The 20752-nt window shown below is 66.1% G+C and carries 21 protein-coding genes; 10 read left to right on the top strand and 11 right to left on the bottom strand.

The window, feature by feature from the left end; all coding sequences use genetic code 11:
* Positions 1 to 160: 160 nt before the first annotated feature.
* From ABE463_RS09530 to lpdA, 3 genes are read left to right on the top strand one after another with little or no spacing between them, the layout of a single operon-like run.
* Complete coding sequence (locus ABE463_RS09530; RefSeq protein ID WP_123730799.1) at positions 161 to 2992, top strand: 2-oxoglutarate dehydrogenase E1 component; 2832 nt, start codon at positions 161 to 163, stop codon at positions 2990 to 2992.
* A 42-nt stretch (positions 2993 to 3034) separates the two neighbouring features.
* Entirely contained in the window at positions 3035 to 4237 is a 1203-nt protein-coding gene (sucB, locus tag ABE463_RS09525) for a dihydrolipoyllysine-residue succinyltransferase (RefSeq protein WP_346467992.1), read from the top strand.
* 60 nt (positions 4238 to 4297) lie between these two features.
* A complete protein-coding gene (gene lpdA / locus ABE463_RS09520) occupies positions 4298 to 5734 on the top strand; it encodes a dihydrolipoyl dehydrogenase (protein WP_346467991.1) in 1437 nt (478 codons plus the stop codon).
* Positions 5735 to 5877: 143 nt separating this feature from the next.
* Here the strand turns inward: lpdA and ABE463_RS09515 are convergent, their stop codons facing one another.
* From ABE463_RS09515 to ABE463_RS09485, 7 genes are all read right to left on the bottom strand, one after another.
* Positions 5878 to 6093, bottom strand: coding sequence for a hypothetical protein (locus ABE463_RS09515; protein WP_346467990.1), 216 nt, complete (start codon positions 6091 to 6093; stop codon positions 5878 to 5880).
* A 192-nt stretch (positions 6094 to 6285) separates the two neighbouring features.
* On the bottom strand, positions 6286 to 7710 hold the full coding sequence (locus tag ABE463_RS09510) for a replicative DNA helicase (protein ID WP_121037974.1): 1425 nt from the start codon (positions 7708 to 7710) through the stop codon (positions 6286 to 6288).
* A gap of 214 nt (positions 7711 to 7924) precedes the next feature.
* Positions 7925 to 8485 (bottom strand): NADPH-dependent FMN reductase, encoded by a 561-nt coding sequence (locus tag ABE463_RS09505; protein ID WP_259261570.1) that lies wholly within the window; start codon positions 8483 to 8485, stop codon positions 7925 to 7927.
* 121 nt (positions 8486 to 8606) lie between these two features.
* Positions 8607 to 10550, bottom strand: a complete 1944-nt coding sequence (gene asnB, locus ABE463_RS09500) for an asparagine synthase (glutamine-hydrolyzing) (RefSeq protein ID WP_346467989.1) — start codon at positions 10548 to 10550, stop codon at positions 8607 to 8609.
* A 3-nt stretch (positions 10551 to 10553) separates the two neighbouring features.
* A complete protein-coding gene (locus ABE463_RS09495) occupies positions 10554 to 12833 on the bottom strand; it encodes a thiamine pyrophosphate-dependent enzyme (protein WP_346467988.1) in 2280 nt (759 codons plus the stop codon).
* 129 nt (positions 12834 to 12962) lie between these two features.
* Positions 12963 to 13514: a GNAT family N-acetyltransferase gene (locus ABE463_RS09490; protein WP_346467987.1), complete on the bottom strand. Its 552-nt coding sequence runs from the start codon at positions 13512 to 13514 to the stop codon at positions 12963 to 12965.
* Between the two features lie 131 nt (positions 13515 to 13645).
* Positions 13646 to 14476 carry a glycine zipper 2TM domain-containing protein gene (locus ABE463_RS09485; RefSeq protein WP_123730792.1) on the bottom strand — a complete coding sequence of 277 codons (831 nt, stop codon included), beginning with the start codon at positions 14474 to 14476 and terminating at the stop codon, positions 13646 to 13648.
* A 159-nt stretch (positions 14477 to 14635) separates the two neighbouring features.
* Here ABE463_RS09485 and ABE463_RS09480 point away from each other — a divergent pair, with 159 nt between their 5' ends.
* Together ABE463_RS09480 and ABE463_RS09475 are read left to right on the top strand one after the other, a co-directional pair.
* Positions 14636 to 14860 carry a DUF6116 family protein gene (locus tag ABE463_RS09480; protein ID WP_346467986.1) on the top strand — a complete coding sequence of 75 codons (225 nt, stop codon included), beginning with the start codon at positions 14636 to 14638 and terminating at the stop codon, positions 14858 to 14860.
* On the top strand, positions 14857 to 15618 hold the full coding sequence (locus tag ABE463_RS09475; protein ID WP_346467985.1) for a TatD family hydrolase: 762 nt from the start codon (positions 14857 to 14859) through the stop codon (positions 15616 to 15618). Before ABE463_RS09480 ends, ABE463_RS09475 begins: the two co-directional genes overlap by 4 nt.
* Positions 15619 to 15636: 18 nt before the next feature.
* Here the strand turns inward: ABE463_RS09475 and ABE463_RS09470 are convergent, their stop codons facing one another.
* Entirely contained in the window at positions 15637 to 16449 is an 813-nt protein-coding gene (locus ABE463_RS09470; protein ID WP_346467984.1) for a tRNA threonylcarbamoyladenosine dehydratase, read from the bottom strand.
* A gap of 94 nt (positions 16450 to 16543) precedes the next feature.
* Here ABE463_RS09470 and ABE463_RS09465 point away from each other — a divergent pair, with 94 nt between their 5' ends.
* Positions 16544 to 16984: a hypothetical protein gene (locus tag ABE463_RS09465; RefSeq protein WP_346467983.1), complete on the top strand. Its 441-nt coding sequence runs from the start codon at positions 16544 to 16546 to the stop codon at positions 16982 to 16984.
* Positions 16985 to 17102: 118 nt separating this feature from the next.
* Positions 17103 to 17588 (top strand): glycine zipper 2TM domain-containing protein, encoded by a 486-nt coding sequence (locus tag ABE463_RS09460; RefSeq protein WP_019185918.1) that lies wholly within the window; start codon positions 17103 to 17105, stop codon positions 17586 to 17588.
* 93 nt (positions 17589 to 17681) lie between these two features.
* Here ABE463_RS09460 and ABE463_RS09455 read toward each other — a convergent pair whose 3' ends face one another.
* Positions 17682 to 17885, bottom strand: a complete 204-nt coding sequence (locus tag ABE463_RS09455; RefSeq protein WP_019185917.1) for a cold-shock protein — start codon at positions 17883 to 17885, stop codon at positions 17682 to 17684.
* A gap of 108 nt (positions 17886 to 17993) precedes the next feature.
* A complete protein-coding gene (locus ABE463_RS09450) occupies positions 17994 to 18134 on the bottom strand; it encodes a hypothetical protein (RefSeq protein ID WP_259261655.1) in 141 nt (46 codons plus the stop codon).
* On the opposite strand from ABE463_RS09450, the gene ABE463_RS09445 reads away from it, so the two are divergent.
* From ABE463_RS09445 to arsC, 3 genes are all read left to right on the top strand, one after another.
* The gene (locus ABE463_RS09445; RefSeq protein WP_346467982.1) at positions 18118 to 18603 is read left to right on the top strand and encodes a DUF456 domain-containing protein; all 486 of its coding nucleotides are present in this window, start codon (positions 18118 to 18120) and stop codon (positions 18601 to 18603) included. The genes ABE463_RS09450 and ABE463_RS09445 overlap by 17 nt on opposite strands.
* A gap of 153 nt (positions 18604 to 18756) precedes the next feature.
* Positions 18757 to 19923 (top strand): phospholipase A, encoded by a 1167-nt coding sequence (locus tag ABE463_RS09440; protein WP_346467981.1) that lies wholly within the window; start codon positions 18757 to 18759, stop codon positions 19921 to 19923.
* A complete protein-coding gene (arsC, locus tag ABE463_RS09435; RefSeq protein ID WP_346467980.1) occupies positions 19923 to 20276 on the top strand; it encodes an arsenate reductase (glutaredoxin) in 354 nt (117 codons plus the stop codon). The genes ABE463_RS09440 and arsC overlap by 1 nt, the downstream gene beginning before the upstream one ends.
* Positions 20277 to 20285: 9 nt before the next feature.
* Here arsC and ABE463_RS09430 read toward each other — a convergent pair whose 3' ends face one another.
* Complete coding sequence (locus ABE463_RS09430) at positions 20286 to 20639, bottom strand: hypothetical protein (RefSeq protein ID WP_346467979.1); 354 nt, start codon at positions 20637 to 20639, stop codon at positions 20286 to 20288.
* Positions 20640 to 20752 lie beyond the last annotated feature (113 nt).

The following is a 20752-nucleotide window of genomic DNA, read 5'->3' as shown; positions in this document are numbered from 1 at the left end:
TGGGAATGACACCGCAGGCCCCGCACTGGCCCGTACGGTGCCCCTTCCTGTCTCGATGGGGGTACAATTTGGGGTGTTAGATACCGCCCGCGCAGGGCTATTCACTTTTCCCTGCCGGATCATCGAAGCCTTACCCCACAAGCGAATCCGACTCTCCATCGTGGACAATCAACTGAAGCAGTTTGCGCAATCTTCGCAGCTCGCCGGCGGCAACGCCTCCTATATCGAGGATCTGTACGAGCAGTACCTCGTTTCTCCGGACAGTGTCGATCCCAAATGGAAGACCTACTTCGACGGCTTCCAGGGCCGCGAAGCCGGTGATATTCCGCATTCGGCCGTCATCGCCCACATTGCCGACGCCGCCAGGAATGCCGTCAAGAGCGGCACGGCCGCCGGTGCCGGCGACGAGCGCGAACGCAATGTCGGTCGCCTGATCACCGCCTACCGTTCGCGTGGTCACATGGCCGCCCGCCTGGACCCGCTGAGCCTGACCGCGCCGACCAATCCGCCGGATCTGGGTCTGCCGTTCCACAGCCTGTCGGAAAGCGACCTGGGCAGTGAGTTCAGCACCGGCGGCGTCGCCGGCCAGCCGCGCATGAAACTGCGCGATCTGCTGGAGCGCCTGAAGAAGACCTACACCGGCTCGATCGGTGCGGAATTCATGCACATCTCCGAGGTCGAGCAGCGCCAGTGGCTGTACCAGCGCCTGGAACTGGCCGGTGGCAGCTACAACCTGGACGCGGACACCCAGCGCCGTACCCTGGAGCGCCTGACGGCTGCCGAGGGTCTGGAGCGCTACCTGCACACCAAGTACGTCGGCCAGAAGCGCTTCTCGCTGGAAGGCGGCGATGCGCTGATCCCGATGATGGACACCATCATCCGTGACGCCGGCAAGGATGGCGTCAAGGACGTGGTGATCGGCATGGCCCACCGCGGCCGCCTGAACGTGCTGGTCAACACCCTCGGCAAGAGCCCGCGCAAGCTGTTCGACGAGTTCGAAGGCAAGTTCGAGCACGACGACCACGCCTCGGCGGGCGACGTGAAGTACCACATGGGCTTCTCGGCCGACGTCTCTACCCCGGGCGGCGCCGTCCACCTGGCGCTGGCGTTCAATCCGTCGCACCTGGAAATCGCCGACCCGGTCGTGGCCGGCAGCGTGCGCTCGCGCCAGGAGCGTCGTGGCGATACCGCCCGCAAGCAGGTAATGCCGATCCTGATCCACGGCGACGCGGCCTTCTCCGGCCAGGGCGTGGTGATGGAGCTGTTCCAGATGTCCCAGGCCCGCGGCTTCGCCGTCGGTGGCACGGTGCACATCGTGGTCAACAACCAGGTCGGTTTCACCACGTCCAACCCGCTGGATACGCGCTCCACGCGCTACGCCACCGACGTGGCCAAGATGATCGCCGCCCCGGTGCTGCACGTGAATGGCGACGATCCGGAAGCCGTGGTGTTCGCTGCCCAGCTGGCCTTCGAGTTCCGGCAGAAGTTCGCCAAGGACGTGGTCATCGATCTGATGTGCTACCGCCGTTGGGGCCATAACGAGGCCGACGAACCGGCGATCACCCAGCCGCTGATGTACCAGGTGATCCGCAAGCACCAGACCACCCGCGAGCTGTACGCTGCGGCGCTGGAAGCTGCCGGCGTGATCGAAGCCGGTGGCGGCAAGGCGCTGGTCGATGCCTACCGCAACAAGCTCGATGCCGGCGAAGTCACCACCGAGCTGGCCCAGGTCGAAAAGACCCCGGCCACCAGCAAGATGTATGTGGATTGGCCCAAGCTGCTCAACGGCAAGCTCTCCGACGCGGTTTCCACTGCGGTCGGCATGGAGAAGGTCAAGCAGCTGGCGCAGATGATCAACACCGTGCCCGAAGGCGTGGAACTGCACTCGCGCGTGGCCAAGGTCTATGACGACCGTCGCAAGATGGCCGCCGGCGAGATCCCGGGTGACTGGGGCTTTGCCGAGAACCTGGCCTACGCCACGATCCTCGACGAAGGCAACAACCTGCGCCTGGTCGGCCAGGACGTGGGCCGCGGTACGTTCACGCACCGCCACGCGATCCTGCACGACCAGAAGACCGACAACTACTACCTGCCGCTGCGCCAGCTGGTCGAGTCGCCGGAACAGGCCACCATCATCGATTCGCTGCTCAGCGAAGAAGCGGTGATGGCCTATGAGTACGGCTTCTCCACCACCGATCCGAACACCCTGTGCATCTGGGAAGGCCAGTTCGGCGATTTCGCCAACGGCGCCCAGGTCGTGATCGATCAGTTCATCGCTGCCGGTGAAGCCAAGTGGGGCCGCATCACCGGTCTGACCCTGCTGCTGCCGCACGGTTACGAAGGCCAGGGCCCGGAGCACAGCTCCGCGCGTCTGGAGCGTTTCCTGCAGCTGTGCGCGCTGGAGAACATGCTGGTGTGCGTGCCGTCGACCCCGGCGCAGGCGTACCACATGCTGCGCCGCCAGATGCGCATGACCACCCGCAAGCCGCTGATCGTGATGTCGCCCAAGTCGCTGCTGCGCCACAAGCTGGCCGTGTCGACCCTGGACGAACTGGCCAACGGCGAGTTCCAGCACCTGATCGGCGATGCCAATGCAGACGCCAAGAAGGTCAAGCGCGTGGTGCTGTGCTCGGGCAAGGTCTATTACGACCTGCTGGAAGACCAGACCAAGCGTGGCCAGGACGATGTCGCCATCATCCGCGTGGAGCAGCTGTATCCGTTCCCGCGCGTGGCACTGGCAGCAGAGCTGAAGAAGTACGGCAAGGCGGCCGATGTGGTGTGGTGTCAGGAAGAACCGCAGAACCAGGGTGCCTGGTACCAGATCCGTCACCACCTGCAGGCGTGCCTGGCCGATGGCCAGAGCATCCACTACGCAGGTCGCGCCCGTTCGGCATCGCCGGCCGCTGGACACATGGCTGACCACATCATCGAACAGCAGAAGCTGATCGCCGATGCCCTGGTCAACCCGTTCAACGACTCGGTCGCTGAATAACTCTCCCCTCATTCTAGAAAAGACAAACCAGGAAGCTCCCGCATGGCCACCGAAGTCAAAGCCCCGGTACTGCCCGAATCCGTCGCCGACGGCACCATCGCCACCTGGCACAAGAAGGTCGGCGATGCCGTCAAGCGCGATGAAAACCTGCTTGATCTGGAAACCGACAAGGTCGTCCTGGAAGTGCCGTCGCCGGTCGACGGCGTGCTGAAGGAAATCAAGTTCGAGGTGGGCGCCACCGTGACCTCCAGCCAGGTTGTGGCGATCATCGAAGAAGGCGCCGTGGCCGATGCTCCGGCACCGGCCGTTGAAGAGAAGAAGGCCGAGGCCGCACCGGCCAAGGCGGCCGCTCCGGCTGCTGCCGCCGCGCCGGCACCGGCGGCCAAGTCCGCTGCCGATTCGCTGCCCCCGGGCGCCCGCTTCACCGCCATCACTGAAGGCGTGAACCCGGCCGACGTGGACGGCACCGGCCGTCGCGGCGCGGTGACCAAGGAAGACATCGTCAACTTCGCCCGCAACGGCGGCGCCGGCAAGTCCGGTGGCGCACGTCCGGAAGAACGCGTGCCGATGACCCGCATCCGCAAGCGCATCGCCGAGCGCCTGATGCAGTCCAAGAACGGCACCGCGATGCTGACCACCTTCAACGAGGTCGACCTGTCCAAGGTCTCGGCCGCGCGCAAGGATCTGCAGGACGAGTTCGTCAAGGCCCACGGCATCAAGCTGGGCTTCATGAGCTTCTTCGTGAAGGCCGCCGCCAACGCACTGCAGCGCTTCCCGCTGGTCAATGCCTCGATCGATGGTGACGACATCATCTATCACGGCTACTCGGACATCTCGATCGCCGTGTCGACCGAGAAGGGTCTGGTGACCCCGGTTCTGCGCAACGTCGAGCGCATGTCGTTCGCCGACATCGAAAAGACCATCGCCGACTACGCCAAGAAGGCCCGTGACGGCAAGCTGAGCCTGGAAGAACTGCAGGGCGGCACCTTCACCGTGACCAACGGCGGCACCTTCGGCTCGCTGCTGTCGACCCCGATCATCAACCCGCCGCAGAGCGCCATCCTGGGCATGCACGCCATCAAGGAGCGTCCGATCGCCCAGAACGGTCAGGTCGTGATCGCGCCGATGATGTACCTGGCGCTGTCCTACGATCACCGCATCATCGATGGCAAGGACTCGGTCCAGTTCCTGGTGGACATCAAGAACCAGCTGGAAAACCCGGGCCGCATGCTGTTCGGCCTGTAAGACCTCCCACCCCTCCGCGCCTGCGCGGAGGGGTTCTGGTAAAGAAACAAGGAACTATCAATGGCTGAACAATTCGACGTCGTCGTCATCGGTGCCGGTCCGGCCGGCTACCACGCCGCCATCCGCGCCGCGCAGCTGGGTCTGAAGACCGCCTGCATCGACGCTGCGCTGGGCAAGGACGGCAAGCCGGCCCTGGGCGGCACCTGCCTGCGCGTGGGCTGCATCCCGTCCAAGGCGCTGCTGGATTCCTCGCGCCAGTTCTGGAACATGGGCCACATCTTTGGCGACCACGGCATCAGCTTCAAGGACGCCAAGATGGACGTCGAGGCGATGGTTGGCCGCAAGGACAAGATCGTCAAACAGTTCACCGGCGGCATCGCCATGCTGTTCAAGGCGAACAAGGTCACCGCGTACTACGGTTTCGGTGAGCTGCAGCCGGGCAACATCGTCAAGGTGAAGCAGCACGACGGTTCGGAAGTCGAGCTGAAGGGCACCAACGTCATCATCGCCGCCGGTTCGGATTCGATCGAACTGCCGTTCGCCAAGTTCGACGGCGAGACCATCGTCGACAACGTCGGCGGCCTGGACTTCACCGAAGTCCCCGCCCGCCTGGCCGTGATCGGCGCCGGCGTGATCGGCCTGGAACTGGGCAGCGTCTGGAAGCGCCTGGGCTCGGAAGTGACCATCCTGGAAGCGCTGCCGGACTTCCTGGCCGCGGCCGATGCCGAAGTGGCCAAGACCGCCTTGAAGGAATTCAAGAAGCAGGGCCTGGACATCCGCCTGGGCGCCAAGGTCTCCAAGGCCGAGGTGACCGGCAAGGGCAAGAAGAAGGAAGTCGCCCTGACCTACACCGATGGTGAAGGCGAGAAGAGCCTGATCGTGGACAAGCTGCTGGTGGCCGTTGGCCGTCGCGCCGCCACCAAGGGTCTGCTGGCCGAAGGCACCGGCGTCAAGATCAACGAGCGTGGCCAGATCGAAGTGGACGCGCACTGCCACACCGGCGTCGCTGGCGTCTGGGCGGTCGGTGACTGCGTGCGCGGCCCGATGCTGGCGCACAAGGGCTTCGAAGAAGGCATCGCCGTGGCCGAGCTGATCGCGGGCCTGCCGGGCCACGTCAACTTCGACACCATCCCGTGGGTCATCTACACCGAACCGGAGCTGGCCTGGGTCGGCAAGACCGAGCAGCAGCTCAAGGACGAAGGCATCCCGTACAAGGCGGGCAGCTTCCCGTTCGCCGCCAACGGCCGTGCTGTGGCGATGATCGAGCCGACCGGCTTCGTGAAGGTCCTGGCGCATGCCGAGACCGATCGCATCCTGGGCATGCACCTGGTTGGCGCGAATGTGTCCGAGCTGGTGCACGAAGGCGTGCTGACCATGGAGTTCAGCGGTTCGGCCGACGACCTGGCGCGCATCTGCCACGCCCACCCGTCGCTGTCGGAAGTGGTGCATGACGCCGCCATGGCCGTGAGCAAGCGCGCGATCCACAAGGCGAACTGAGCCGTGTTGGTGGCGTAACGAAAAACCCCGCTTCGGCGGGGTTTTTTGTGAGCGACAGGTAGTGCCGGTCGCTGGCCGGCTCCACGCCATCCCGACAGAAGAGCAGCCGGCCAGCGGCCGGCACTACCCGATCGCGGTGTTGTTCAGGCCGTCGCCGTGCGCCCACCACCCAGGGCCCGCGCCGGCAGCATCAACAACGCGCCCAGGAAGGCGAACAGTGCCGAGAAGGTGATCCCCACCAGACGGAACGGCAGGCTGATCAGCCACACGAACGGCCACGCCACCAGGGCCAGGATCGCCAGCGGCCAGCACAGCACGAACAGCAGGCACCACACGCCCAAGGCGAACAGGGTCTTCATCGCAGGTCTCCGTTGGCGGCACCCTGCCGCCCGGAGACCACCATCGCGCCCTGCCGGGGCGCACTGCAACGGGTTTGCGACGAAACCCGGGTTACGCCGATGAAACGGCAGTGCCGGCCGCTGGCCGGCTCTGCACGATGACAGTTCCATAGGAGCCGGCCAGCGGCCGGCACTACCGTAACGCCTTCGGCGTTACTCGAACGAACCCACCGAATCGTGCGACAGGTTGTCGAACCGGGTGTATTCGCCGAAGAACTTGAGCTTGCACGAGCCGGTCGGGCCGCCTCGGTGCTTGCCGATGATGATCTCGGCCAGGCCCTTGTCCGGCGAGGTTTCCTTGTTGTAGTAGTCGTCGCGGTAGATGAACACGATCATGTCCGCATCCTGCTCGATAGCGCCGGATTCACGAAGATCGGCCATCACCGGGCGCTTGTCGGTACGCGTTTCCAGCGAGCGGTTGAGCTGGGAGAGCGCGATGACCGGCACGTTGAGTTCCTTGGCCAGGCCCTTCAACGACCGCGAGATCTCCGAGATTTCGGTCGCGCGGTTTTCGCTGTTGCCCGGCACGCTCATCAGCTGCAGGTAGTCGATCACGATCAGGCCCAGGTCGTGCTCGCGCTTGAGGCGGCGGCACTTGGAACGCAGGATTTCCGGCGACACGCCCGGCGTATCGTCGATGAAGATCTTGGTTTCCTTCAGCATCCGGATCGCACCGGTCACCCGGCTCCAATCCTCATCTTCCAGCTGACCGGTACGCAGGCGCTGGGCGTTGATGCGGCCGTTGGAGGAAATCAGACGCATTGCCAGCTGCGACGCCGACATTTCCATCGAGAACACTGCCACGCCCTTCTTGGACTTGATCGCGGCGTACTCGGCGATGTTCAGCGCCAGCGTGGTCTTGCCCATGGCCGGGCGCGCGGCCAGGATGATCAGATCGGTCGGCTGCAGGCCGGCGGTCATCGCATCGAAATCGGTGTAGCCGGTCGGCAGGCCGGTGATGTTGCCGCCGTTCTCGAAGCGGTTGCGCAGCTCTTCGAAGGCGTCTTTCAGCGCGCCGGGCATCGCCACGAAATCGGTGCGGCCACGCGCGCCCTGCTCGGCGATCGCGAACACGGATTTTTCCGCTGCCGAGAGCAGCTCGCTGCTCTCGCGGCCTTCGGGCTGGAAGCCGTCGTTGACGATGTCCGTACCGACCTGGATCAGCTGCCGCAGCACCGCCTTGTCACGCACGATCTCCGCGTAGGCACTGATGTTGGCGGCCGACGGCGTGGTGCTGGCCAGTTCGATGAGGTACGCGCCGTCACCGACCAGCTCCATCTTGCCCTGCGATTCGAACCACTCGCCCAGCGTCACCGCATCGAACGGGCGGTCGCGTTCGGACAGCTCGCGGATCGCGCGGTAGATCATCTGGTGATCGCGGCGGTAGAAGTCGGTTTCGGTCAGCTGGTCGTTGACCCGGTCATAGCTCTCCGGTGCCAGCATCAGCCCGCCCAGCACCGCCTGTTCGGCCTCGATCGAATGCGGCGGCACGCGCAGGGCGTCGATGCGCATCTCATCGCGATCAAAGCGGTCACCGCGGTCTTTGCGGTCGGAACGGAAGCCAGAACGGGCGGACATGGGGGGCGTATTTCCTGCAGTGTGAGGCGTAGGACATGGTAGGCACGCGGGGCGCCCCGCAGCCATGCACAAACCTGTGGATAAACAGTGGATGAGCTGGGGATACCGGCGCCTGCCGGTACGATCGGCCGGGGCCGTCGCATCGCGTGCGACGGACGCCCTTGCGGCGCCCGTCCCCGCCATTATCGCAGATGCATGACCCGCTCGCGGTGGATCAGTGCGTGCCGCCGTGGGTGCCGACCCAGGCGATGAACGTGTCCACGAAGCCCTGCAGGAAGTCCTTGGTGCCCTCGTTGCTGATCGTGCCGTGGGCGTCGATCAGCCCTTCCTTGAAGTGCAGGAAGGCCTCGGGCTGGCCCAGCACCGGCATGTCCAGGTAGGCCAGGATGTTGCGCAGGTGCTGCTGGGCCAGTGCGGTGCCGATCACCCCGATCGAGGCGCCGATCACCGCCGCCGGCTTCCCGGCGAAGGCACTGTCGCCATACGGGCGCGAGCCCAGGTCGATGGCGTTCTTGAGCACGCCCGGGACCGAGCGGTTGTATTCGGGGGTGACAAACAGCACCGCATCGGCATCCCGGATCTGCTGCTTCAGGCGCACGCCCTGGCTGGGGTAGTCCTTGTCGAAATCCTGGTTGTACAACGGCAGGTCGCCGATCTCCACATAGGAGAACACCGCCTTGCCGGCGGCCAGTTTCTCCAGCGCGTGGGCCAACGCCTGATTGTGCGAGCCCTTGCGCAGGCTGCCGACCAGTACGGCGATCTTGTATTCGGCCATCACGTTCGCTCCGTTGGGGGAAAGGCCCAGCCTAGGCGGGCCTACCTTCGGCAACGGTGAAGGCGACGTCAGCCACGCATGGGTGGCTGCCTTCCGTCCAGACATACCCGCACGCGTGGCGCTATCCGCGTGTCACTTCGGCGCGTGCGTTGCGCCAATGCGCCTGCCAGGCCTGGAACATCAGCACGTTCCACAGATGCGTGTGCCACTTGCGCTCGCCCTGCTTGAACTGCTGCCACAGCGGCGCCACCGCCTCGACGTTGAACACCCCCTCCTCGGCCAGCCGCGCCGGATCCAGCAGTTCATCGGCCCAGCCACGCAGGTCGCCCTTCAACCACGCGCTCACCGGGGCACCGAAGCCACGCTTGGGGCGGTGCACCATGTCCTGCGGTACATAGCGGCCCAGCACGCGCTTGAGCAGGTACTTGCTGACGCCATCGCGCTGTTTCATCGCCATCGGCAGCGACCAGGCGAACTCGGCCACCCGCCAGTCCAACAGCGGTGCACGCGCCTCCAGGCTGACCGCCATGCTGGTGCGGTCCACCTTGCACAGCAGATCATCGGGCAGATAGGTACTGAAATCGGCCAGCATCATCGCGTCCGCCGGTGAGCCGGCGCCGTGCAGCGGATCGGCCAGGTCGTAGAAGCTGCCGGCCGCCTGTGCACCGCGAACGGCCGCCACCGGATCGCGCCAGCGCGAAATGCGGTTGCGGTAAACATCGCCAATCCCGCGCGCGCCGGACTCGGCCAGCAGCGCGGCCAGCCCGCCCGTGCGCGAGGCCTCGCCCTGCGTATGCGCATGGCTGGCCATCCAGCGCCGCAGCGGCGCGGGCACCTTGCCCAGCAGGCGCCAGTTGCGCATCGCCCGCTGGTAACGGGTGTAGCCGAAGAACAGTTCATCGCCACCGTCGCCGGACAGCGCCACGGTCACGCCCTGCCGCGCCAGCTTGGCAACCAGCGCCGTGGGCACCTGCGAGGCATCGGCGAAGGGTTCATCGAACATCGCCGGCAGGCTGGGCACCACCGCGAGCGCGTCGGCACCGCTGACATACAGCTCGGTGTGATCGCAGCCCAGGTGCTGGGCCAGCGACTTGGCCAGCGGTGCCTCGTCATGATCCGAACCGGTGAAGCCGATGCTGAAACTGTGCACCGGCTGGCTCGACTGTGCCTGCATCAAGGCGGCCACCACCGAGGAATCGGTGCCGCCGGAGAGGAACACGCCGACCGGTACATCGGCCACCATGCGCAGCGCCACCGCGTCGCGCAGCACCGCATCCAAGCGCTCTTCGGCTTCGGCTTCATTGCCGGTGAACGGCGCGGCGAGTGCCTGCTGCATGCGCTCGCGCGCATTCCAGAACGGCTGCTGCAACTGGTCCGGGCGATGCGCGGCAGCGCCGGCGGCCACCGCCTCGGCATCCAGCCGCAGCACGCGGCCGGGCATCAGCTTGAAACAGCGTTCGTGGATGCAGTGCGGCGCGGGAATGTAATCCAGCCGCAGCAGCAGGGTGAGCGCATCGCGGTCGACCTCGTTGTCGAAGGCCGGGTGCTGCCACAGGGCCTTGAGCTCGGAGCCGAACACCAGCGTTTCGCCAGCCCAGCCGTAGTAAAGCGGCTTCTTGCCGACCCGGTCGCGGGCCAGCCACAGGCAGCGCTCGGCGCGGTCCCACAAGGCGATGGCGAACATGCCGTTGCTGCGCTGCAGGGTCTCGTCGAAGCCCCACTCGGTGATCGCCGCGAGCAGCACTTCGGTATCCGAGTGGCCGCGGAAGCCGTGGCCCAGCGCTTCCAGCTCGGCGCGCAGCTCGGCGAAGTTGTAGACCTCGCCGTTGTAGGCCAGCACATAACGGCCATCCACCGACGCCATCGGCTGATGGCCCAGCGGCGACAGGTCCAGGATGCTCAGCCGGCGGTGCGCCAGCGCGATCCCGGCCGAAGCATCGGCCCACACCCCGCTGTCATCCGGGCCACGGTGCACCAATGCGTCGCCCATGCGCCGCGCCTGTTCTTCCAGTGCTGCCTGCTCCCTTGCCGGAGCGGGCAGCAACATGCCTGCCAATCCACACATGTATCAATGGTCCTGCGCCAGCGCGAGGGCGGCGTTCAATACCGCATTGTCGCTTGGAAGCACGCACAATGCTGCCCCCGCCAGCGGCGTGTAGGTATCAGCCCCGCAGACCCGCCGGATCGGCAGGTGCCCCAGCCCGGCCTCGACCAGCGCGGTGATCACGCCCTCGCCCACCCCGGCGCTGTGCCGCCCCTCATCGACCACCAGCACCCGCTGGGCATCGGCAGCCTGGCCGGCGATGAAGCCGGCATTGAGTGGCACCAGCCAGCGCAGATCGACCACCCGCACCTGCCAACCCAGCTGCTGCTCGATCGCCCGTGCCGCCCGCAGGCTCATCGGCACGCCATTGCCGTAGGTGAAGACGACCAGGTCACCGGCCTCCGGCGCGTAGACCCGGCCCTCGCCGAGCACCAGGGCCTGCTCCGGTGCCGGATACGGGAACAGCCATTGGCCATCGCCCGGCGCGTGCAGGTCCTTGGTCATGTACAGCGCGATCGGCTCCAGGAACACCGCGACGCGGCCATCGACGGTCGCCAGCGCCGCCAAGGTGCGCAGCATCATCGCCGCATCGTCGCCGCGCGAGGGACAGCCGACCACCAGGCCGGGGATGTCGCGCAGCGCAGCGATCGAGTTGTCGTTGTGGAAATGCCCGCCGAAGCCCTTCTGGTAGCCAAGCCCGGCAATGCGCACCAGCATCGGGTTGCGGTACTGATCGTTGGAGAAGAACTGCAGCGAGCACGCCTCGCCACGCAGCTGGTCGGCCGCATTGTGCAGGTAGGCCAGGTACTGGATCTCCGGGATCGGCAGCATGCCCAGGTTGGCCAGCCCCTGCGCCATGCCCAGGATCATGGTTTCATCCAGCAGGGTGTTGAACACGCGACGTGGGCCAAACGCCTTGAGCAGGCCCTTGCTGACCGTGTACACCCCACCTTTCTGCGCGACGTCCTCGCCGAACAGCAGCGTGGCCGGGTACTTGGCCATCAGATCGTGCAGGGCCTGGTTGATCTGGATCGCCAGATGGCGCGGCGGCTGCGTTTCCGGCAGCTGCGCCTCACCACCGAATGCGGCAGCACGCGCGTCATCAGCGGCCACGCGCGTGGCTTCGGCATGCACCGCCGCCGGCGAGTACGGCGCCAGTGGGGCGATGACCTCGGCGAGAGCGGTCAGCTTCGGGCGTCGATCCGCTTCGGCGGCCGCCGCGAAACAGCGCGCGCGCACACGCTCGTACAGATCGAGCACCTGCGCGGCGGTCATCCACCCGGACTGCAGGGCGATCGCCGCCGAGCGCAGCAGCGGATCGCTGGCCTCGGCGGCGCACAGCTCCGGCAACGGCCGCCATTCGATCTCGAAATCGGTGCCGGCATGGCCCATCAACCGCGTGGTGCGCAGGTGCAGGAAGGTCGGGCGGCGGGTCTGCCGGCAATGTGCCAGCGCGCGCTCGACCTGCGCATGCCCCTCCACCAGATCCAGCCCATCAGCGAAGAAGTAATCCAGGCCCGGGCGATGCGCGAAACTCTGCGCGATCCAGCCGTCCGGCGTTTTGACCGAAATGCCGATGCCGTTGTCTTCGCAGACGAACAGGATCGGCGCCGGCAGCCGCTGGTACGCCGCCCACGCCGCCGTGTTGAACGCCGTCTGCGCGGTGGCGTGGTTGGCCGAGGCATCGCCGAAGGAGCAGATCAACACGCTGTCTTCGGGAATCGGTAGCGTATGACCAATGCGTCGCCCGCTTTCGATGGCGAGCGCGGTGCCCAAGGCCTTTGGCAGGTGCGAGGCGATCGTGGAGGTCTGCGGCAGTACCCACAGCGGTTTGCTGCCCCATACCTTGTGGCGCCCGCCGCTGGCCGGATCGTCCCGACTGGCCGCAAACGAAAGCGCCGCGTCCATCACCGGATCCATGCCCGGCAGCTTGCGGAAGCGCTCGGCCATGAAGCCGCCGGAGCGGTAGTGCAGGAAGGCAGGATCGGTGTGCCGGGCCAGCCGCGCCACCAGCGCATTGCCTTCATGCCCGGACGAACCGATGGTGTAGAAGACCTTGTTCTGTACCCGCAGCACGCGCGCCATCAGGTCCAGGTGGCGGCTGATGAGCTGGGATTCGAACAGCTCGGCAAAGCCCTGCGCATCCAGCGTGCTGCCGGGCAGGATGGGGCTGCCGGGGGCTGGCCTCGGCGCAGGCTCGCCACGCCACTGCTGCACGAAATCGATGAAGTTGGCGTCGCAGATCTCGGCCCGGTTGAGGCCTTTCATGCGCGCGGGAATCGGATCGGGAACCACGGCAAACATGCATCACCCTCCGTGACGTGTTGCGTAGGCGGATAGCCGGATGGACTCTTGCTCATGCATCGCGGGCGGCTTGCCCGCGCTGCCGAGTCTGGCCTCACCCCATCGCCTTTGCCAAGCGCGGGTGCAGCATCACCGCTGCGTGACGCGTCGCTGCTGCCATTGCTGGCGCGACTGGCCCCAGATCTCGATCGGCTTGCCGGCATGCGGCGGCGGCAACTCGCCCATGCGCAGCAGCGAGCTGCCCAGCTTGCGCGCGACTACCTTGGAGTTTTCGTTGGCGGCATCGATGGTGTGGATGATCTCTTCCCAGCCCAGCGTGTCGAACGCCCAGTCCATGCTCGCCACGGCCGCTTCGGGCGCATAGCCCCTGCCCCAGCTCTCGCGGCGGATGCTCCAGCCGACCTCGGTGCCCGGCCAGTCCAGCGGCTGCCAGGGGCCCATGCGGCCGACCCATTCACCGCTGCTTTTTTCGATCACCGAGAACATCGAAAATCCGTACAGATGCCAGCTGCCGACCAGGCAGCTGAAGCTGCGCCATGCCTGCGACGGGGCCTGCACGCCACCGAGGTGCTGCATCACCTCCGGGTCCGAGCAGAAGCGCAGGAAGGCATCGAAATCCTCGGCGCGCGGTGGGCGCAGGATCAGACGGTCGGTCTCCAGCTGGAGGTCGAAAATGCTCATGGCGTCCTCATGTGCTGCATGCGTGCCGGCATGATCGCAGATGCACTGATCGGCGTGCCGTGCGGCTCGCCCCAAAACGCAGCACGCCGGCAGAGGCCGGCGTGCTGGTGGTGCTTTCGAGCTGCAGGAACTTACTGCCTGTTCGCATCCAGTGCAGCGGTCTGGGTGACCAGCTGACCATCGATCACCGGCAGGCGATCGCTGCTCGGCTTGTTGTCCATCTTCACGGTCTTCTCGGCGCCGTCGTAACGGTAGGTCACGTTGTAACCGGTGACCGCGTTGGTGGTGCCCATCGGGATGCGGTTGCCCGGCTTGCTGGCCATGCGCATGGTGCCGGTGGTGCCGTCTTCATTGCGGTAGGTGACGTTGTAGCCGGTCACGCGGGTCGACTCGGAGGTCGCGGTTTCGGTATGGCACTGGCGCTCGGTGCGGTTGACCACGCGGCCGCCCACATGGCGCTTGTCCACCTGGTTGCCGATCATGCCGCCAGCGACAGCACCAGCGGCCGTGGCGGCCTTGCGGCCATTGCCACCACCGACCTGGTTACCCAGCAGGCCGCCGATCACGGCACCAGCGACGGTACCGCCAACGTTGCCGTCGCGTTCGGGCAGGCGCTCCTGCACCACCACGTCCTGGCAGACTTCATGCGGCGTCTGCGTGCTGGACGTCTCGCGCACCGGCTCGGTGCCGATCACGGTGGCGTAGGCCTTTTCCTTCTTGGTCAGCGGATCGACCTTGACGATGTCGGCGTACTCGAGCTTGCCGGCCTTGTCTTCAATGGCCAGCTGGTCGGTGCGCGCGCCATCGTCGGCGAGCGGCGTGGTGTCCAGAGTGGGCCGGGTCTGAGCAGCGGTCACCGCATCGGGCGAGGAACTGCCGCCCTTCATGAAGGCAGCGGTGGCGATACCGCCGACCAGCAGTGCACCCGCAGCGACCAACGCAGTAGTAGTTGTACTTTTCATAACCGGCTCCTTGCGGACGATCCGCAACGTTCTTGAGTGAATTCCAGCACGGCCACCCTGAACGGAATCTCCACGGATCGTGAACATCCTGTCGCCCATTCAGGTTCGGTGAGCCTTGGGCTCGTGATAGCGTTTACAGCATCTGCCCAGGAGTGCCTCATGTCCAATCCCATACTGTTGCCGGTGCTGGAATGGGCGCGTCGGCTGCGCTACCCCACCCTGTTCAAGATCACCGCCGCGCTGTTCGCGGTGACGCTGGTGATTCCCGACCCGCTGCCGTTCGTGGATGAAATCCTGTTCGGCCTGGGCACGCTGCTGCTGGCCAACTGGAAGCGACGCGGCGACAAGCTTCCCCCGCCGTTGCCGAGCAAGCGCCGCGCGTGAGGGTGATTGACAGCCACTGCCACCTGGATGCGGGTGAGTTCGATGCGGATCGCCCTGAGGTGATCGCGCGCGCCCGCGCGGCCGGCGTCATGACCCAGGTCGTGCCGGCCGTTACTGCCGCCAGTTGGCCCGGCCTGCGCGATGCGTGCCGATTGGCTGACGGTCTGCACCCTGCCTACGGACTGCACCCGATGTTTCTGGACCAGCACCGTCCGGAACACCTGCAGGAACTCCGCGTGTGGCTCGAACGCGAGCGCCCCTGCGCGGTGGGCGAGTGCGGGCTGGATTTCTTCGTCGAGGGGCTGGACCCGGACGCCCAGCAGCACTACTTCCTCGGCCAGCTGCGGCTGGCACGCGACTTCGACCTGCCGGTGATCGTGCATGCGCGCCGCGCGGTGGATGCGGTGATCGCGGCGATCAAGCAGATCGGCGGGCTGCGCGGCGTGGTGCACAGCTTCCCGGGCAGTCCGGAGCAGGCGGCGCAGCTGCACCAGCTGGGCTTCCTGATCGGGCTGGGCGGCCCGTTGACCTATGACCGCGCCCAGCGCCTGCACCGTCTGGTGGCCGGTATGCCCCTGGAGCAGCTGCTGCTGGAGACCGACGCGCCGGATCAGCCGGATGCGGGGATCCGTGGAGAGCGTAATGAGCCGGCACGCTTGCCGGTGATCCTGGAGACGGTGGCGCGGCTGCGCGGGGAGCCGGCCGAGGCGATTGCCGCGCAGACCACGGCCAACGCCGAGGCGTTGTTCCGCCTCTGAGCGGCGAATCCGCCGGAATCAAGCCTCGGCAGGCACCGCCCCCTTCTTCGGCTTCATCAACATCTCCAGCGCCTTGCCCACCGCCGCGAACGCGAACGCACCGGTGATATGCGTGGCCGCGCCCAGCCCGGCGCCGCAGTCCAGCTTCAGCGCCGCGTCGGCGCCGAGGTTCGGGCGGATGCCGCACACGCTGCCGTCGGCCTGCGGGTACTTCACGTTTTCCAGCGAGTACACCGCCGGCACGCCGAAGTAACGCGAGGCGTTCTTTGGGAAGTTGAAATCGCTGCGCAGCTTCTTGCGGATCAGCGCCATCATCGCGTCGTGCTCGGTGCGCGAGACATCGCGAATCCGCACCAGGGTGGGATCGGTCCGCCCACCGGCCGCGCCCACGGTCAGGATCGGCAGCTTGCGGCGGCGGCACCAGGCAATGGTTTCGACCTTGACGCGGAAGCTGTCGCAGGCGTCGATCACCAGATCGAAATCGCGGTCCAGCAGCTCGACCATGTTGGACACGGTCAGGAACGAGGCGATCGCATCGACGCTGATGTCCGGGTTGATCGCCCGGCAGCGCTCGGCCATCGCCTCGGCCTTGTTGCGGCCGTATTGCCCGGCCAGCGCCGGCAGCTGGCGGTTGGTGTTGGACACGCAGATGTCATCGGCATCGATCAGGGTCAGATGGCCCACCGCCGTGCGCGCCAGGGCTTCGACCACCCACGAGCCGACCCCACCCATGCCCACCACCGCCACTCGACGGCTGGCAAGCAGATCCACGGTGCCCACTCCATACAACCGGTCGATGCCGGCAAATCGTTCGCGCAGTACGTCGTTCATGCGCCTATTTTAATGCGCGCAGGCCCGGTCGGGACGCGCCGTGGACAGGACGCGTCGTACCATCGCCGCAGCCACCCTCACCGAAGCCCCCACGATGAACGACCCCGTGACCCCGCCACGCCGCCCCTCCGCCGCTTACCGCTACCTGTTCGTGGGCCTGCTGGGCCTCGTGATCGGCCTGATCGCTACGGTGATGGTCTCGCGGGCGATCCAGGCCCGCCAGGACCCCTTCCCGAATTCGCTCATGCACGTGATGAACCGCCAGGTGGAACTGCTTCAGGCGGCGCAGGCGCAGAATCGCTGCAGCCTGGCCGACACCGTGCCGCGGCTGCAGACGCTGCGCTCGCTCTCCAATGATCTGGACCTGGCCTTTCCCGGCCTGAAGGACAGCCAAGGCTTCCAGCAGCACGCCAGCGCCCTGCGCGCCACCCTCAATGAGGCCCTGGCCGCACCGCCGACCGACTGCCCTGGCATGGCCACGCTGGTCGAGAAGATCCAGGCGGACTGCAAGGCCTGCCACCAGGATTTCCGCTGATTCATCTTCCAGCCACGCTGGCGCCCCGGGATTGGCACGCTGTTCACGCAGCACAGGACACGATCTGCTCCATGCGCACCAGACGCATTCGACCACCCCTCTGGCCAGGAGATACACCATGAAGATTCAACTGATTGCCGCTGCTGCCGTTGCCACCGTCGCCCTGGCTGGCTGTGCCACCACCTCGCCGGGCTACGGCAGCAGTGGTTACAACAACGGTTACGGCAATTCCGGCGGCAACTACAACACCAACCGTTGCGCCGATTGCGGCATCGTGACCCGTATCAATCAGGTCGCATCGGGCCGCAGCGCACCGAGCGCGACCGGCGCGGTGCTGGGTGGCATCGTCGGCGCGGTCGCCGGCCATGAGATCTCCGACCACACCGGTGGCAGCCGCGGCAACAAGAACATCGCCGCCGCCGCAGGCGCGGTGGGTGGTGCGCTGGCCGGCAACCAGATCCAGAAGAACGTGACCAGCGATACGTTCGACATCACCGTGCGCATGGATGACGGTCGCACCGTCGTCGTCAACCAGCGTGATCTGGGTGGCATCCGCGAGAACACCTACGTGCGCGTGGTGAACGGCAAGGTGATCCTGCGCTGATTGGCGCAGCCGCCCTGCACGCGACAAAAAAGGGCCCGCGCAAGCGGGCCCTTTTGCTTTTCGTGTTTCAACCAGGCAGGACCCGGTCTGCGCTCAGAGCGGCTTGACCTTGTCGGCCTGCAGGCCCTTCTGGCCAGTCACCACTTCGAACTCGACCGCTTGACCTTCCTTCAGGCTCTTGAAGCCCTGGGATTCGATCGCGCGGAAGTGCACGAACACATCTTCGCCGCTCTCACGGCTGATGAACCCGAAACCCTTCGCGTCGTTGAACCACTTGACGGTGCCCTTCTCAGCCATCTCAGCTACTCCCTAACTGTCTTGTTGTTGGATACACCCGTACAGGCGGCTGACAGCAAGGAGGAAGCGGGGTGCAACGATGCAGCGGATCTGGAAGATCTACCATCATCAGGCCACGATCCACGGTGACCTTGCCAAGCTCAGCGCCTGCAACTTAACCCGAGCAAAACGAAAAAGCAACTGGCCAAAACCTTCGGATGTCAACCCCATTTCAGGAACCATACTGGACAGCATGGACCATTCATTCATCTTGTACCTGCTAGCCGTCGTTCTGGTGCTCGTCGGCATCGCCGGCGTGATCCTTCCCGCCCTGCCCGGCATCCCGCTGGTGTTCGCCGGGCTGGTGCTGGCGGCATGGGTCGACGATTTCGTGCATGTGGGCTGGCTGCCGCTGACGGTCCTGGGCCTGTTGACCCTGCTGTCCTTCGCCGGGGACATCCTGGCCACGGTGGTCGGCGCGCAGCGAGTAGGTGCCAGCCGCAAGGCCCTGTGGGGAACCTTCCTGGGCAGCATCGTCGGGGTGTTCTTCATGCCGATCGGCCTGTTCGTCGGCCCGCTGGCCGGTGCACTGCTGGGCGAGTACTGGCACACCCGCGAGCTGGGCCGCTCCACCAAGGTGGGCCTGGCGACCTGGCTGGGGATTCTGCTCGGCTTTGCCCTGAAGCTGGCGCTGGTGATCGCGATGCTGGGGCTGTTCGCCTTCGCGTGGTTCTTCTGATCCCCCACGGCACGCGCACTTTCACACCCCGACCACACCACTGACCGGCATAAACCCGATCAGATCGATGCCGTTGCGTGCTGGCAGGAATGCCGGGCAGCGGCGACACTGTGCGATCAGACCCATTCATTTTTGTCACGCGGCCCTGCTCCCATGACCATGCCCCATTCCCGTTCCGCCCTGTTCACCGCCCTGGCCCTGGCCTGCGCGGCGCTGCCTGCTGCTGCCCAGGAGGCCGCGCCCACCCCGGCCTCGCCGGAGGCCTGCGCCCTGGTGGACACTGACGCAGCGCGCCTGGCCTGCTACGACACGCTGTTCGGGCGTACGCCCGAGGTCACCCTGGCCGCCGATGCCGCTGCCACCGCCGCCAAGCAGGAGCGCCGCGAAGAACGTCAGGCCTCCCGCAGTGCCGACGCCGACGCGCCCGCGACGCAGCGGGTCAAGCAGCGCCTCGGCGAAGTGTTCAAGAACGACGGCCATGAAGATGCGCTGGCCAATGCCGGCAAGGGCTCGCTGCTCGACAGCCGTTGGGAGCTCGCGCAGGACTCCAAGCTCGGCGCGTTCCAGCTGCGCGCCTACAAGCCGGTCTACCTGCTGCCCGCGTTCTGGACCAGCGACAAGAACCAGATGCCGCAGTCGCCCAACCCGGTCAACACGGTCACCACCTCGCAGCAGCTGGACAGCGCGGAACTCAAATTCCAGCTCAGCTTCAAGACCAAGATCGTGGAGAACCTGTTCGGCGACAACGGCGACATCTGGGCCGGCTACACGCAGAGCTCGCGCTGGCAGGCCTACAACGCCGACAACTCGCGCCCGTTCCGCGAGACCAACTACGAGCCGGAAGTGATGATGATGTTCCGCAACGGCTACTCGATCGGCGGCTGGCGCGGACGCATGAGCGGGATCAGCGTCAACCACATGTCCAACGGCCGCGCCGACCCCCTGTCGCGCAGCTGGAACCGGGTGATCGCCACCGTTGGTCTGGACCGCGAGAACTGGGCGCTGGTGCTGCGCCCGTGGTATCGCATCCCGGAAGACCGCAAGGACGACAACAACCCGGACATCTCCGATTACATGGGCCGCGGTGACGCCACCCTGACCTGGAACAAAAACGGTCATGAGGTGTCCTTGATGGCGCGTCACTCGCTGCGCGGCGGCGACCGCTCGCACGGTGCGCTGCAGCTTGATTACGGCTTCCCGATCAGCAACCTGCTGCGCGGCCACGTGCAGATCTTCGATGGCTACGGCGAGAGCATGATCGACTACAACCACAAGGCCACCTATGTCGGCCTGGGTGTGTCGCTGCTGGAGTGGTATTGATGGCGGTGACGATCTGGCACAACCCGCGCTGCAGCAACTCGCGCGGGGCGCTGGAGATTCTGCGTGAGCACGGCATCGAGCCAGTGGTGGTCGAATACCTGAAGACGCCGCCGGACCGTGCCACCCTGGCAGGGCTGATAACGCGCATGGGCATCGCCCCGCGAGCGTTGCTGCGCAGCAAGGAGCCGGCCTATGGTTCGCTCGGGCTGGACGACGACGCGTTGTCCGATGCCGCGCTGATCGAGGCGATGGTCGCCCACCCGGAGCTGATCAACCGCCCGATCGTGGAGACCCCGCGCGGGGCACGTCTGTGCCGGCCGCCGGAGACGGTGCTGGAGATCCTGCCGGCGTAAAACCGCGCCTCAGCTGCCTCCGCAGCGGCTGGTACACCGGTTGATATCCTCGCCACAGGTCAGCGCGGGCAGTCGGTTGCGGCAGTAGTCGCTGCTGGCCTGGCATGATTTACGCAGGTCCGGGTTGTCGATCTTGTCGCACTTCGCGTCGCGCTGGGTCGCCACCCCGGCGCCACAGCTGTCGCCGCTGCCAAACCCGGTACGGCTGGTCATGCAACTGTCGTACTGACGCTGGCACTGCTGCATGCACTGGTTGGCAGCGGTGACCTCGCGCAGGCTGGGCGGGGCGGTGTGGAAATCGCCATCACTGCTGCAGGCGGTGACCAGCAGGATCAACAGCAGGGCGGAAAGCATCCTCGGCATCGTCGTGCTCCGTGTCGAAAGTATCCGGCCATGGCCGGCATGTGTGCATGCCCGGAATGTAGCATTGCGTGTTTTCCGAATTAAGACGCGGGCTCCCGGCGCAGCCGCAGACG

This window comes from Stenotrophomonas sp. TWI819 (assembly GCF_039673075.1).
Taxonomy (GTDB): domain Bacteria; phylum Pseudomonadota; class Gammaproteobacteria; order Xanthomonadales; family Xanthomonadaceae; genus Stenotrophomonas; species Stenotrophomonas rhizophila_B.
This window is presented reverse-complemented; position numbering and strand designations above follow the sequence as displayed.